Below are 12,550 nucleotides of genomic sequence, written 5' to 3' on the forward strand. Positions count from 1 at the left end.
CCCATGAACGATGAAACCAGATACTATCTAAGAGATTTACTCATCTTAGGTTTGATCATTCTTCTTTCCGTGATTCTCGCGGAAGCGATTCAATTTTCAGGAAGGAACATTCAAACCGACGATATCGGATTCTTAGATCGAATCGTAGTCTATATATTCTTTTTTATTCCGTTATTCTCCCTTTCTCTTTTGATTTCTTACTTCTATCGAAACAAAAGAAATCTCGAAACGGGAAGACTCAAGAGTTCGATTCGTTATCGATTGACCCTTTCTTTTATTTTCGTGGCTTTACTTCCTTCGGTGCCGATCCTTTTTCTTTCCTCGAATATCACCGGAAAAATCTACGAACGATTCTATGGAATCGATATTGAAGAAGCACTTTCCTCCGGTGAATCGCTGATTCGCAACGAAGAAGAACCGAAGAAAAAAATCCTGATCGAAAAAACAAGACTCTTGGAAAGTTTTTTAAGAATCCATCCTCTCAACTTGGAAAGTCTGGTCGCGGGAGCCTCTAAACTGAATCTCATCCAGAGCGACGAGTTTTACGTAGGAATCTACGAAAACGAAAAATCTATATTAGAAAATCGTGGTTTAAAATACAAACCCCTTGAAAAAGACTTTAAACCCTTTTCCAAAACTTCTCTCTGGACGGAATTTACTAGTTATCGTCCGGATTATTGTATGTATTATCTTCGAGTTCCGTTTCCGATCGGAAAACGAATTCTTCAAACCGGAATCAGAATCCACAAAGGAGAAGAGAAGATCGTCTACTCGCTCATCTCCACGCGCAGAAACTACGATCGTGCCGATTTGGCAAAAGAAAAACTTCCGTATCGAATTCGTTTAACATTTAGTATCATCACCGTTTCTATTTTTCTGTTAGCGATTTATTTTTCTCTTCTTTTCGCGAGAAGAATTTCAAGACCGATCATCGAGCTCGCAAACGCGACTCAGAAAATTTCGATGGGGGACACGGACATCAGTTTAGAAATCCGTGAAACCGGAGAAATCGGAGCCTTGATCGATTCTTTTAATCAGATGGTTCAGGATCTCAAATCCAAAAACGCGGAGCTCATGCAAAGTCAGAGAATCGCCGCCTGGAAGGAAGTCGCCCAAAGAATGGCTCATGAGATCAAAAATCCTCTGACTCCGATTCAACTTTCCGCGGAAAGGATTCGAAGAAAGATGAAATCAGAAAACTGGGAAGAGTTTCACGAAGTTGTGGAAAGCGGAACCAAAACGATCATCAAACAAGTTCGAGTTTTGGAACATCTTGTAAACGAGTTCTCCGACTTTGCCCGCATGCCCGCGCCAAAGCTCATCAATCAAAACTTAGAACCGATCATCGTGGAAGCAGTCAAACTTTTTGAACACACACCTCAGATCAAAATTGAAACAAGAATCGCAAAGTCCTTTCCTCAACTTTTTTTGGATCAAAAGATTATCCTTCGAGTTTTAACGAACCTCATTAAAAATTCCATTGAAGCGATCGAAAGAAAACGAGAGAAAGAGGAACTTCCGGATTATATCGGTTCCATTTTGATTTCCGTTTCGATTAGCAGAAAGATTATGCGAAGGGTTGCGATCATCGCGATCGAGGACAACGGAATCGGAATCTCACCCGAATTAAAACAAAAAGTATTCGAACCTTATTATTCCACAAAAAACAACAACACTTCGGGAATCGGCCTTGCGATTGTACAGAAAAGTGTGATTGACCATAACGGGCATATCTCGATAGATTCTTCCAGTATGGGCGGTTGCCGTTTCCAAATCGAACTCCCGGTTTCTTAAAACTCAATGAAAATATTTATCGCCGACGACGAACCCGAAATCAGAAAGTCTCTGAAAGAAATTTTAGAAGACGAGGGCTTTGAAGTCGAAACGTTTTCGACCGGAAAGGCCCTCCTCAAACAACTCAAAGGAGACAGGCCGTCTTTAATTCTTCTCGACGTTTGGCTTGGAAAAGAGGACGGAATCGTAGTCTTAGACGAATGTAAAAAAATATATCCGACCCTTCCGATCTTAATGATCTCCGGACACGGAACGATTGAAATCGCGGTTTCCGCCACCAAAAAAGGTGCGGTCGACTTTTTGGAAAAACCTCTTTCCATCGAAAAGGTGCTCCAAGCGATAGAAAACGTAATCCAACCGGATGAAAAAAATCAAACCGCCGACATTAAATTAGAATATGATGAAATTCTGGGAAACTCTCCCGCGATTCAAAAAGTAAAGTTTGCAATCGCACAAGCCGCCTCGACAAACGCTAGAGTGTTTATCTATGGGGAGAATGGAACCGGCAAAGAACTCGTCGCCAAAACTATATTCAAGAATTCTAAAAGAAAAGATCTTCCTTTTGTGGAAATGAACTGCGCGGCCATCCCGGAAGAATTGATCGAATCCGAACTTTTCGGTTTTACCAAGGGCGCTTTCACAGGAGCGACCGATTCCAGAATCGGAAAATTCGAAGCAGCTAACGGCGGAACTCTATTCTTAGACGAGATCTGCGACATGTCTCTTTCGACTCAGGCGAAAGTATTACGAATCTTGCAAGAACAGAGATTCGAAAAATTAGGAAGCACCGAAACGATCACCGTCGATGTAAGAATCATCGCAGCCACCAACATTCCGGTCGAAGAGGCGATCCGAGACGGAAAATTTCGTGAAGACCTTTACTATCGTTTGAACGTGATTCCGATCACGATTCCTCCTTTGAGAGAAAGAACGTCCGATATTCCCTTACTCGTGGATTATTATATCGCAAAGACCTTGGAAGAAAACAACCTTCCTCCGAAAAAAATCGAATCCGAAGCGGTCTCCATTCTTCAAAATCATTTTTGGCCCGGAAACATAAGAGAGCTCAAAAACATCATGGAACGACTTTGTATTATGACCGTGGGTTCTACGATCACGGCAAACGACGCAAGGGACGCGCTCAAAGGTTTCAAAACGGCGAACGAAATGGTGGAGCTCGGAGATTTCAGAAAGGCAAAAGAAGAATTTGAAAGACAGTATATTATAAAAACATTACAGACAAACGAAGGGAACGTGACCAGAACATCCCGAGTTCTCGGAATCGAACGCTCGCATTTATACAGAAAGATGAAGTCGCTTAACATTTCTTCGGATCAATACACCGATGGATAAACAAATTCTTACAAGCTTAGGAAGAATTTTGGGCGACTTACGTTTTTTGATTCAAAAAAAACAGGTTCCGATTCTACAATTTACAGGAGAAAAACCTCCCGAAACCACCGAACTCGTCTGGAAAGAGGACTGGAATCCGGGAGAAGAACAAAAAGACCTTCAACTCGAAGCCGAAGGAATTCAAGTACGAAGACCGGCCCGAGCAGCCGAAAGGAATTTTACCTGCAAACTCTGCGTTGATCGAATCAGTGCCGTTCGAAACTTTCTCGTAAAGGGAAGAAAACCTGTATTAGTACTTCATTATACGGGGGAAATCGCTCCGGGAAGACCTTCCTTTTCCAAAACTTCCCCGGATCAGATCTTTAGAACCAAGGACGCGGAAGAACTTTTCGGAAGAATGATCCAAAAACAATTCGGCTTTAGTCATCAGGAATTCTACTATCAAGAATATCCGGCTTGTATCTTTGCTCATTCCAAATCCAACGCGGAAGACTGGAAACTCAGAACTGAAAAGTGCGAAACCCAAGTTAAGGAAACGATCGAATCCGAAAAGATCAAAGGAATCATCCTCTTGGGAACGAGTGCGATCGCCGTCTACGGAAAGGAAAAAGCCCTGGAGATGATGGGAAGAACGTTAGACTTCCTTCCCGGAATTCCAATGGTAGTATTACGTTCTCCGGAAGCGATCTCCGCGATCGAAACCAAACGGAAAAACTTTTCAGGCTCTAAAGAATCCTTCGAATTCGAGACGATCAAAAAAGAAGAGATCTCAATCAAAGAAAGTATTCTTTCCCAACTCGCGCTCTTTCAAACCAAACTCAAGGACGTACTTTGATCTATTACGCCGAGGTCGCGTTTGATCTTCCGATCGAGGAAGACACTTTTACATACGAGGTTCCTCCCGGTACAAAAGTTGGAGTCCGTGTTCACGCAAAGTTGCGCAATCGAGAAGAAGAGGGCATCATTGTTTCCGTTCACCAAAACGAACCAAGCTACAAGGTTCTGCCTGTGGATAAGATCATAGATAAAACTCCGATTCTTCTCCAAGAACAGATCGACTTGGCGTATTGGATGAAGGATCAATACATCGCTTCCTTGGGAGAATGTATCTACAAGATGATTCCCGCCGGAAGAAGACAGGTCAAACTCGAAGCCTTTCCCTCGGACGCGGAAGGGAAACCCGTAAAACTCAATCAAGAACAGGATGTCGCTTATCAAAATATAGTTTCAACTTTCGGTCAAACGGCGGTTCATCTTTTATTCGGAATCACCGGTTCCGGAAAAACGGAAGTCTACATCCATCTCATCCAAAAAATTTTGGAAAGTTCGGATCGATCCGTGATTCTTCTCGTTCCCGAAATTAGTTTGACCTTTCATATCATTCGAAAACTGGAACTCATCTTTCCGGGTCAACTCGCGGTATTACATTCCGCCCTGAAAGTTTCCGAAAAATTCAAAGCATACAACGAACTTCTCACCGGCAAAAAAAGAATCGCGGTGGGAACAAGAAGTGCGGTCTTCGCACCCGTTTCGAACGTGGGTCTGATCATCATAGACGAGGATCATGATTCTTCCTTTAAAGAACATTCGAGTCCGAGATACCACGCAAGACAAGTCGCGATGCAGAGGTGCAAGACAAACAACGCGGTTCTCGTGATGGGGACGGCGACACCTTCCCTAGAAATCTATCACTTAGCGAAAGAAGGGAAAATTCATCTTCATACCCTCACCAAACGGCCCGAAGGCGTTATGCCTCCTACGGTTCGTATCGTGGAAAATCAAAAAGAATCCAACGTTTTAAGTTCGGAACTTTCCTTTGCAATAAAACAACGTTTGGATAAAAAAGAGCAGGTGATTCTTCTTTTAAATCGAAGAGGTTACAGTCCTCTGATCTATTCTCCTGCGACTTCGTCGTACGTTCCTTGTCCGAATTGTACGACCAATCTTTGTTATCACAAAAAAGGGACCGCGATCTGCCACCTCTGCGGCCACACCGAAACGTTAGACTCGCTTGAAAAACGAATGGGCGAAACCCTGACCCTCAAAGGAACGGGAACTCAAAAGCTGGAAGAAAATCTTCTCGAAGCGTTTCCGCAAACACGCGTCGAACGTCTCGATCAGGATTCGATCCAGGATCGAAGTTTGTTAAACGAAGTCATCTCCCGTCTTTTAGGAGGTGAGATCGATATTCTTACCGGAACCCAGATGATCGCAAAAGGTCTGGATGCGTCCCAAGTAACGTTAGTCGGTGTTTTAAACGCGGGAATCGGACTCGGTCTTCCGGATTTTAGAGCCAACGAAAGGGTTTTTTCCCTTTTGACCCAGGTTGCGGGAAGAGCGGGGCGTTCGACGCTCAAAGGCGAGGTTCTGATCGAAACCAACGCACCAGACCACCCGGTCATTCAGATGGCGATGACCCAAGACTATATTCAATTTTATGAATGGGAAATCCCCGTTCGAAAGGAATTATTTTATCCGCCGTTCTCCCGTTTGATTCGAATTGTATCCAGATCCAAAGACGAGACCGTTTCTCTGGAAACGATCGAACTCGTCTTTAACGCTCTTAAAAAATTCTTTCCTTCGAAAGATACGGTTATGCTCGGCCCGGCGCCTTGCCCTTTTTATAGAATCGATTCCAACTTTCGAAATCATATCATTCTCAAAACGTCTTCGATTCAATATTGGAGAGAGATCATCAAAAAAGAAGTTCGTCCTTTGAAACTTTCCAAAAAAGTTTATCTTGAAATCGACTTTGATCCCTTAGATTTGGTGTAATATGAAAATCGGATACTTTGGAACCCCGGAACATTCCGCAGAGCTTTTAAAAGCGTTGATCGACTCGAAGATCGTCGAAGTTCTTTTTGTAGTCACCAATCCGGACCGTGCCAAGGGAAGAAGCAGAACTCCCGAACATGGGCCCGTAAAAAAGATCGCTCTCGAACACGGACTTCCCGTGTTTCAATATGAATCCATCAAAAAAGAAAAGGAACAAGCTCTTCAAGACTTCGGATCCTTTCCTGCGGATCTCTATATCATCTTTGCTTACGGATCGATTCTTCCATCCGAGGTTTTTAGAAATCCTCCTCTGACTTCGATCAACTTACACGGCTCCCTTCTTCCGGATCTACGCGGCGCGTCCCCCGTACAAACCGCGCTCTGGAAAGGTTATACAAAATCCGGAATCACGATCCAATACATCACCGAAAAGATGGACGAGGGAGACGTTGTCGCTTATCAAGAAGTGGAAATCACTTCCGAAGATAACACCGGAACCTTGATGGATAAGATTACGAAAGCGGGAATCACAACCATTCTTCGTTTACTCCGGGAATTCGACGGCAAACCTTTCTCAGCGACTCCGCAAGATTCTTCCAAAGCAACCTATTGCGGAAAGATCAAAGCGGAAGATAGAATTCTGGATTGGTCTTTGGACGCGGATGATCTTCACAATCGAATTCGCGCTCTCTTTCCGGACGCAGTGGCAACCACTCAGTTCCGAGAGAAACGACTCCATATTCTAAAGTCCAGGACTTCCGAACTTCCGGCGAAGCTTCCGCCTGAGCCTGGTAAATTGAAACGATTGGACAAAAAAGGCCTTCTTACACAGTGTGGTGATGGTAGATTTTTGGAAATTCTGGAATTGCAACCGGAAAACAAGAACAGGATGTCCTCATCCGATTTTCTCAACGGTTTCAGAATCCAAGAAGGGGAAACATTCGGGTGAATCAGGAACAAATCAAAGAGAAATACCTTCCGATCGGGGGTTATATCTTATTCTTAGCGGCTGGTCTTTTATTATTCTTTAGCGCCGCATTCTTAGTCGTATTCGTTAGAACCAAAAGCACAGCGAAGGTAATCGTTCCCGATCTGGTCGGAAAGTCTTATCCCGAAGTTCACAACGAACTCAATCGTCTTCAGTTGAAGGTGCGTCTGGAAAACAAACGTTATCCAGACAAAACGGACGGAATCATTCTCTATCAATCCATTCGTCCGGGAAGAGAAATCGAAGCCGGAAGTAAGATTGTTCTCGCGGTCAACACGGGAGTGGATCGACTTCTTGTTCCCGACGTCAGGGGACAGTCCATTGATTCCGCAAGAGCTAATCTTCAAAAAGTTCTCGCCGGAGAAACTTATGTAGAATTACAAATCGGTGGAATCACTTATATTGAACCACAAGCCGACCAACTTCCAAACACGGTCATCGATCAAATCCCGGAACCAGGGAAGAATACAACTTCTCGAGAAAAAGTATTCCTACTCGTAACCAAGGCGCCTGCCAAAACAAAAGAAGAATTTGCGCCGACTTCTTTTCAAGGTGCGTCCTTTCCTCTCGTTCAAAAGAGCTTAACTCGTTCCGGAATTAAGAGTAGGGTGGAAGAAATCATCAGCACAAGAGTTCGCACCGAAAACGGACTCATTCAATCCGCGAGAATGGAAGGAGATGAAATTCGGTTCAAAGTATTCTACTTCGAACCCGAGCTCGCGGTCGAAAGCGGATATGAACTTTTCTCCTACGAGGTTGGAGACAACGGAGAATACAAGGCGGTCGTCAAACCGGAAAACCAAGACGTGGCCGATGTTCTCACACTTCCAGTGAGTCTCAAAGACGGAGAAAAGTTTCAGACCGTATTCTATAGAAAGGGAAGCGTAAAGTTAACCCTTCTAGACGCAACCGATTCCAAAGTAAAATCCAAATCCTACGAGAGTGAACTTTGAAAATTTCCGCATCCATTTTAGCTACTAAACTCACAGAACTCGGAAAGACCGTTCCCGATTACGATCCTTCCGCCATCGACTTGATGCACATGGATGTCATGGACGGAAACTTCGTTCCTCAGATCAGCTTCGGAGAAGCCCTGAGCAAGGAAGTAAAAGCACTCACTTCCATTCCTTTGGATGTGCATCTTATGGTTTCCAAACCGGAAAACCACGTTTCCAAATACTACGAACTGAGTCCCTATTGTATTACGTTTCATATCGAAACCACCGATTTTCCGGTGCGTTTGGCTCAGGAAATCAAGTCCCAGGGAACCAAGGTCGGAGTTTCTCTGAATCCGGGAACAACCGTTTCTTCTTTGGAAAACGTTCTTCCGTATATCGATTTGATTCTTCTGATGACAGTGGAACCTGGATTTTACGGACAAAAGTTTATCGTGAACGGAATGGAAAAAATCCGCAAAGCGAAGGAACTCATCGGTTCCAGACCTATCGAACTCGAAGTGGACGGCGGCGTAAACGATACCAATATCCAAGAGCTCAAGAAGAATGGGGTGGATATCGTGGTAGTCGGAGCTGGACTTTATAAAACCGGAAACCCGGTGGAGAACGCAAAACATCTCAAATCCCTGGCAAAATCCTGAACCTGCATTTTTGTCGGATCATTTCTTGACAGAGGGACATATTGTCCAATATTGGTAAAAATCATGCATTCTTTTTCCCTACAAATCCTTGTAGGGAAAAAATGATAAAAGGAAAACGATCCCTTGGTAAAGCTTAGATTACAAAGAACTGGAACCAAACACGACCCTCATTATAGAATTGTTGCCGCTGACAGCAGAGCACCTAGAGACGGAAAATTTGTAGATATCGTTGGTCACTATCATCCAGCACAAATCAAAGAACAGACTACCTTCAATAAGGAAAAAATTCTTACTTGGCTGAAAAACGGAGCTCAACCTACTGGAACCGTTTTGAACCTGTTTAAAAGCGCAGGCATTTGGGCTGAATACAAAACCACCCTGAAGAAGTAATGGAAGAATTGCTGAAGTACATCGTTGCTTCTCTCGTTGAATTTCCCGAAGAAATCGTAATTCGGGAAATCGAAGGGGAAGAACAGAACATCATCGAACTTCGCGTTTCCCCAAAAGACGTGGGAAAAGTAATCGGTAAGAACGGTCGTATTGCAAAATCCCTGCGCGCGATTCTTACTGCGGCTTCCGTAAAAGCAGGAAAAAACTTCTCGCTCGAAATCATTGACTGAAGGCTGGATTTCACTCGGCCAACTCGGAAAACCCTTTGGAATCAAAGGGTTTCTTCGTTTTAATGTGAGAGAAACCGTTCTCACAGAATTCAAACTTCCCATTCAACTAAAACTTCGCAAACCGGATCCCAATTTTCCGGAGAAAGACATTACAATTCTCGAATTGCAAGCGCATACTGGAAAGTTTATCCTTCGGATCGAAGGAATCAACACTCCGGAAGAAGCAGAAAGATTTACCGGTGGAATCCTTCTTTTACCGGCTCATCTACTTCCTAAGATCAAAACCAAGGACGAATTCTATATCTCCGATTTGATCGGACTTCAGGCCGTGGACGAATCCGGAAAGAAATTGACTTGGGTCTTGAAAGAAGTTTTAGACAATCCGGCGCATCCTATTCTTTCTTTTACACGACCTGAGGGAGAAGAAATTTTAATTCCTTTCATTCACGTCTACGTCGGGGAAGTGGATTTAGAAAAGAAAACCATCGTCCTCAATCAACCGGAGGTATGGAATGAAATTTAATTTCATCACTCTTTTTCCGGACAAGATTCGTTCTTACTTCTCAGAAGGACTTCAACAAAAAGCAATCGAAGCCGGAGTATTCTCCGTAAACCTCGTTCGCCTTCGAGACTTCGCCGGGAACAAACACAACCGTGTGGATGATACGATATACGGCGGCGGCCCGGGAATGCTGCTTCGAGTAGAACCGATTCATAAGGCTCTGGAATCTCTCGGAGAAGACAAGGGGACGGTCATTCTCACTTCTCCTTCCGGAATTCCGTTTCATCAAGGCATTGCTACGAAGTTAAAAGAAGCCGGAAGGCCTCTTACTTTTATTTCCGGATACTATGAAGGGGTGGATCATCGTGTGGCGGAACATCTAGTTGACATGGAAATGTCCCTTGGAAATTATGTATTATCTGCCGGGGATTTGGCCAGCATTTGTATAGCGGATGCGGTGTCCAGACTTCTGCCGGGTTTTTTAGGGGCAGGGGAAAGCCTGCTGGATGAGTCTCATAACCATCCCGATATTTTAGAATATCCGCAGTTTACAAAACCCTCGGAATACAATGGATGGAAAGTTCCTGACGTCCTGCTCAGTGGCAACCACGCTTCTATTTTAGCGTGGAGGGAACAAAATAGAAAGAAGATCGACCCTGATCAAGAGAGGAAATTATGAATCAACTTTTAAGAGAAGTATTAACTCCAGACGCAGAAAGAAAACAAAACTTTGCGGTAGGCGATACCGTTAAAGTACATTATAAAATTGTCGAGTCTGGAAAAGAAAGAGTTCAGGTTTACGAAGGTGTAGTAATTTCAGTAGCGAACGAAGCAAACGGAAAAACTTTCACTGTTCGTAGAGTTTCTTACGATATCGGCGTGGAAAGAATCTTCCCTCTTTTTTCTCCAAGAATCGCAAAGATCGAACTGATCCGCAAAGGAAAAGTAAGAAGAGCAAAACTTTATTATCTCAGAAATCTTGCCGGAAAAGCGGCTCGTATCAAAGAACTCAAGGGCGGTAAAACTCTCGTGAGCGAAGATAGAAAGAGACAAATCCAAGAAGATTCGGCAGCTGCTGCGAAAGTTGCGGCTCCGGCGGCAGAATAATCCGGTTTGCCGGAAACAAAACCCAAATTTGAACCGGAAGAACTCCGGTTCTACTCAGAGTCCATTCCCTGCGGAATTGACGAAGCCGGAAGAGGTCCTTATGCGGGGCCTCTTTCTGTTGCACTCGTTTCCTTTTCACAAAACACTCTCGAACAAATCTTAGATGGAAGGCTCCTCGCGGGCTTAACCGATTCTAAAAAGCTCTCAGAGAAAAAAAGAGAAGCCCTCTATCCCGAGATCCTCAAACACGCGCAAATCTCCTACAGAACTTTCTTAAGCCCCGATTATATCGATCAGGCCGGAATCAACCGCGCCGTTTTAGAAGGAATTCGAAAATGCGCCAAACTAGCGATTCGGGTTTCCAACTCGACTCATCCTCTGCAACTTTTGATCGATGGGAACTACAACTTCAATCGATATCCGGAATGGAGTTTTTTAAAAAATAGGTCCGTTTTTTACACCAAAGGGGATCTAAGAATCGTGAGCATTGCGGCTGCGTCCATTCTCGCGAAAGTTAGCCGAGATCGTTATATGGTCTCTATTTCCAAAAAATATCCCCGTTATCAATTCGATCAGCACAAAGGATACGGAACAAAACTTCACGAAGAACTGATTGTTCGCCATGGTCTTTCCGATATTCATAGAAGAAGTTTTACCGGTAAATTCTTATAATTTTAATAAACCTCATCCATTTTTCTGAAATTAATTTTAGAAAACGGTTGGAAGAATTTGGCAGAAACTTCTTTCGATTTCGTATTATGCTTAAGCTCTTTCTCATTCTAAAGCAGGGCGGATTCTTATGAAACTTTCCGCGGATTTTTCTGCGGGAAATCTACGTCTCTTTCTTGGAAAGGATTCAGAACTCGGCCAATCCGCGTTGCTGAACTTCTCCTCCGATCAAAGGGTCAAAGGATTGGTTGTAGAAATATTTCCCGGAGGAGCTTGGATTTCTTTTGCGGGAAAGAAGATCAAAACGAGCTCGGATGCAACTCCCTTATTTGTGGGAGAAATTCTTACGTTAGCCGTTAAGTCAGGGAAAAAGGGAGTCGAACTGAAAATCGTCGAAAGAGAATGGTCGGGAAACGAGAGCCAATTTTCGAAATTTCAGGGAATCGGAATGAGCGTGCGCGATTTATCCGAAAAAATGGCATTGCAAAATCCATCGGATAACTCAGTAGAAACTTCACTCCTTCGAGTTTTAAAATCATACTATCCATTTATAGAATGGAATCTGGATTTACCACATTTCCGTTGGGAACTTCCGGAAGGAAACGCAGAGGGAACCTTTGATGGAAAGCAGGAGATAAAAAAATTCCTATTTAGAATTCAAACTGAAAAAACAGGGAAGACTCTGGTGTTATTCTTATGGAAAGAAACTTCTTCGGAGGACCTTCAAATCAACGCAACTTTTGATAATTTTAAAATGTACTTGCACGCTTGCCAAAACAAAGAGAAATTTAAGCGAATCTTGAATGAGTCTTCCGTAAGCTTCCAAGGATACAATATAGCTTATAAACCTTCGCTGACTCAGAAGGAATGGAATGCGTAAATGATCAGTGTGGCACTTAAATTCATACCCCAAAAGGACGACGCTCCCGTAATCACCGCGTCTGCTTCCGGTCTACTGGGTGATACCATTCGTAAGATCGCAAAAAGAAATTTGGTTCCAATCGTAGAAAACCCAATTCTCGCTGAAACTCTTTCCGAATTCCAGGTTGGCCAGGAAATTCCGGAAAATTTATACAGAGCCGTGGGAGCGATTTTTTCTATGATCCTGGAGTTGGATCCAAGTTCGGGAAAAAGGAAAATTTAAA

General features: G+C 43.6%; 15 protein-coding genes. All 15 read left to right on the forward strand.

Going from position 1 to position 12,550, the window contains the following annotated elements; all coding sequences use genetic code 11:
- Window positions 1–3: 3 nt before the first annotated feature.
- Window positions 4–1,794, forward strand: a complete 1,791-nt coding sequence (locus A0128_RS09855) for an LIC_11548 family sensor histidine kinase (protein WP_069607352.1) — start codon at window positions 4–6, stop codon at window positions 1,792–1,794.
- Between the two features lie 6 nt (window positions 1,795–1,800).
- Window positions 1,801–3,147: a sigma-54-dependent transcriptional regulator gene (locus A0128_RS09860; protein WP_069607353.1), complete on the forward strand. Its 1,347-nt coding sequence runs from the start codon at window positions 1,801–1,803 to the stop codon at window positions 3,145–3,147.
- Window positions 3,140–3,982: a hypothetical protein gene (locus A0128_RS09865; RefSeq protein WP_069607354.1), complete on the forward strand. Its 843-nt coding sequence runs from the start codon at window positions 3,140–3,142 to the stop codon at window positions 3,980–3,982. The genes A0128_RS09860 and A0128_RS09865 overlap by 8 nt, the downstream gene beginning before the upstream one ends.
- Complete coding sequence (priA, locus tag A0128_RS09870) at window positions 3,979–5,922, forward strand: replication restart helicase PriA (protein ID WP_069607355.1); 1,944 nt, start codon at window positions 3,979–3,981, stop codon at window positions 5,920–5,922. Before A0128_RS09865 ends, priA begins: the two co-directional genes overlap by 4 nt.
- Window position 5,923: 1 nt before the next feature.
- Window positions 5,924–6,871, forward strand: a complete 948-nt coding sequence (gene fmt, locus A0128_RS09875; RefSeq protein ID WP_069607356.1) for a methionyl-tRNA formyltransferase — start codon at window positions 5,924–5,926, stop codon at window positions 6,869–6,871.
- Complete coding sequence (locus A0128_RS09880; RefSeq protein ID WP_069607357.1) at window positions 6,868–7,863, forward strand: PASTA domain-containing protein; 996 nt, start codon at window positions 6,868–6,870, stop codon at window positions 7,861–7,863. Before fmt ends, A0128_RS09880 begins: the two co-directional genes overlap by 4 nt.
- A complete protein-coding gene (gene rpe / locus A0128_RS09885; protein WP_069607358.1) occupies window positions 7,860–8,507 on the forward strand; it encodes a ribulose-phosphate 3-epimerase in 648 nt (215 codons plus the stop codon). The genes A0128_RS09880 and rpe overlap by 4 nt, the downstream gene beginning before the upstream one ends.
- Before the next feature lie 123 nt (window positions 8,508–8,630).
- On the forward strand, window positions 8,631–8,897 hold the full coding sequence (gene rpsP, locus A0128_RS09890; RefSeq protein WP_069607359.1) for a 30S ribosomal protein S16: 267 nt from the start codon (window positions 8,631–8,633) through the stop codon (window positions 8,895–8,897).
- Window positions 8,897–9,127: a KH domain-containing protein gene (locus A0128_RS09895; protein WP_000391865.1), complete on the forward strand. Its 231-nt coding sequence runs from the start codon at window positions 8,897–8,899 to the stop codon at window positions 9,125–9,127. Before rpsP ends, A0128_RS09895 begins: the two co-directional genes overlap by 1 nt.
- Window positions 9,120–9,650 carry a ribosome maturation factor RimM gene (gene rimM, locus A0128_RS09900; protein ID WP_069607360.1) on the forward strand — a complete coding sequence of 177 codons (531 nt, stop codon included), beginning with the start codon at window positions 9,120–9,122 and terminating at the stop codon, window positions 9,648–9,650. The genes A0128_RS09895 and rimM overlap by 8 nt, the downstream gene beginning before the upstream one ends.
- Entirely contained in the window at window positions 9,640–10,308 is a 669-nt protein-coding gene (gene trmD / locus A0128_RS09905) for a tRNA (guanosine(37)-N1)-methyltransferase TrmD (protein WP_069607361.1), read from the forward strand. The genes rimM and trmD overlap by 11 nt, the downstream gene beginning before the upstream one ends.
- A complete protein-coding gene (gene rplS, locus A0128_RS09910; RefSeq protein ID WP_069607362.1) occupies window positions 10,305–10,736 on the forward strand; it encodes a 50S ribosomal protein L19 in 432 nt (143 codons plus the stop codon). Before trmD ends, rplS begins: the two co-directional genes overlap by 4 nt.
- A gap of 6 nt (window positions 10,737–10,742) precedes the next feature.
- On the forward strand, window positions 10,743–11,408 hold the full coding sequence (locus tag A0128_RS09915; protein ID WP_069607363.1) for a ribonuclease HII: 666 nt from the start codon (window positions 10,743–10,745) through the stop codon (window positions 11,406–11,408).
- Between the two features lie 127 nt (window positions 11,409–11,535).
- Window positions 11,536–12,285 (forward strand): hypothetical protein, encoded by a 750-nt coding sequence (locus A0128_RS09920; protein WP_069607364.1) that lies wholly within the window; start codon window positions 11,536–11,538, stop codon window positions 12,283–12,285.
- The gene (locus tag A0128_RS09925; RefSeq protein ID WP_069607365.1) at window positions 12,286–12,549 is read left to right on the forward strand and encodes an EscU/YscU/HrcU family type III secretion system export apparatus switch protein; all 264 of its coding nucleotides are present in this window, start codon (window positions 12,286–12,288) and stop codon (window positions 12,547–12,549) included.
- The last annotated feature ends 1 nt before the right edge of the window (window position 12,550 follow it).

This window comes from Leptospira tipperaryensis (assembly GCF_001729245.1).
Classification (GTDB): domain Bacteria; phylum Spirochaetota; class Leptospiria; order Leptospirales; family Leptospiraceae; genus Leptospira; species Leptospira tipperaryensis.